Annotated in this window: 3 protein-coding genes; all 3 read left to right on the top strand. The window is 40.9% G+C overall.

Going from position 1 to position 1,903, the window contains the following annotated elements; genetic code table 11:
* Window positions 1-275, top strand: a 275-nt coding sequence (locus HLG76_RS14595) for a Type 1 glutamine amidotransferase-like domain-containing protein (RefSeq protein ID WP_175993935.1), incomplete at its 5' end; no start/stop codon positions are given.
* Window positions 276-355: 80 nt separating this feature from the next.
* Window positions 356-778, top strand: a complete 423-nt coding sequence (locus tag HLG76_RS14590; protein ID WP_175993934.1) for a DUF4160 domain-containing protein — start codon at window positions 356-358, stop codon at window positions 776-778.
* Window positions 779-899: 121 nt separating this feature from the next.
* A complete protein-coding gene (locus HLG76_RS14585; protein WP_175993933.1) occupies window positions 900-1,640 on the top strand; it encodes an HNH endonuclease in 741 nt (246 codons plus the stop codon).
* The last annotated feature ends 263 nt before the right edge of the window (window positions 1,641-1,903 follow it).

Below are 1,903 nucleotides of genomic sequence, written 5' to 3'. Positions count from 1 at the left end.
TTGGTGAGTCTGCTGGTTCCATTGTGCTTTCACGCAATATTGAGTATGTAAAAGAAATGGATGATTTCACTGCCGCGCCGAACATTGGCACGTTTTCATCATTAGGAATGATTGATTTTTATCCGGTTCCTCACCATACAAACTTCCCATTCAAAGAGTCAGTCGAGAAAATCATTTCTAGTTATAAGGACGAAATAGATCTTTGCCCCATTAGCAACACACAAGCGATTGTCATACATGACAATAAATTTGAAGTCTGGGATGCCAAAACTTAACAAGTTACTACATCAGAAAAATGACTCGCTGGCACTCGTCATTTTCCGGTGAGTAAAGCGTTATGTGTCAAGGAGGTTCCGTGAGTATTCCAAAGGATATTGCTAGGCAATATGACCGTTTTCACAAAGTCTCTCCGGATGAACTTGAAGATATCAATGAATTTGCTGAGTGGCTTGACGCTCTGTTACACGGTCCATGTTATGTCGAAGAATACGACGGCGAGCTGTGCTTAATAGAAACAAAGCAGCTCGTTGCAAAGATAAAATCGTTAAAAATAGAAGTTTACTCTAATGAGCACCCACCTCCACATTTCCATGTAAAGTCGCCAAATATTGACGCAAGTTTTGACATTGAAAACTGTGAAAAGCTAGAGGGTGAAATTAGTGGAAAAGATTATAAGGTAATTAAGTTTTGGCATTCAGAAGCCAAAGAGTTGTTAATCAAATCGTGGAATGATACACGCCCTACAAATTGTACTGTTGGTGAGTATGTTGGCACATAACAAGCACCTAAACTCCGACAATGAAAAGTTGTCATGGTTTTGGCAAACAACGCAAAAAGCCATGCCAACACATTGCGTGTTAGGCGGGCGTTATATTCTTTGAGGGAAACTTGGCAAAAATATGAGAAAAATCAACGACAACAAACGTAAGTCAAAGTTTTATGATGCTTTAGAGTCACAGATAGATTTAGGTGCTCTTCTAGATGGTGATCTTCTCAAAGTGAAGTTTAATGATCGTGGTTATGCATTAAAAGAAAGTGTTATTGTAATCGAAGATAACTGGTTTCTATGCGAGTTTTCAGGTTCAGATATCACTCGCTTTCCGTCAAGAATTAAGGCTCTTGCATCCCACCTCAATAGTCTTGAGTTACGTGGCGAGTTTGTTGTATCCCACGAAGATGGTCTATGTACTGTCCAGCTACTAAAAGCACATGAGTTAAGCCTAGATGCTGAAGCTCAGGCTTCAGTAACTGAACCAACAGAAAGAATTGCCTTAGCTTCTTCACGTTTAGGTCAGGGGCGATATAGACAAAACCTATTCAAAATCTCTTCAAGTTGTCCTATTACTGGCACGACTGATCCGCGATTTCTAATCGCTAGCCACATCAAACCGTGGAGAGTGTCGACCAACGAAGAGAGATTAGACCCAGAAAATGGATTCTTACTAGCTCCTCATATTGATGCTCTCTTTGATAAAGGTTACATCTCTGTCTCCGATACTGGAGAACTAATGATCTCAAGTGCTGAAATTGAAGCGCAATTAGAGCAGTGGAGAGTCGACCTTAAAGTCAAAATTAGTGGCTTATCAGAGCGTAAAAAGGAGTATTTGGCTTACCATAGGAGCGTCGTTTTTGTACAGTAATTCAATGTATTGAGTACGAATATAACAAATAAGAATAAGTGTCGCGCAGCCGACACTTTATTTGGGTGTTGAACAAGCCCGTTGCTTTATTAAGTAAATAGCTCGAATGCGCATAGGTAGGCGCTGCGTCTGGCACTTTTTTCAGCGCGAGCGCAGCCAAGAAGTGAGCAGGTAAGACATCACTTCAATACGTTACGTTAACGATGTGGTATTGAGCGACAATTACGGTGGCCGGTCTAGCGACAATTATCTTGGCCGGTTGA

The organism is Salinivibrio sp. EAGSL (assembly GCF_013366455.1).
In the GTDB taxonomy this organism is placed as follows: Bacteria; Pseudomonadota; Gammaproteobacteria; order Enterobacterales; family Vibrionaceae; genus Salinivibrio; species Salinivibrio costicola.
The sequence above is the reverse complement of the archived record's forward strand: the minus strand, read 5'-3'. Positions and strand labels throughout refer to the sequence as shown.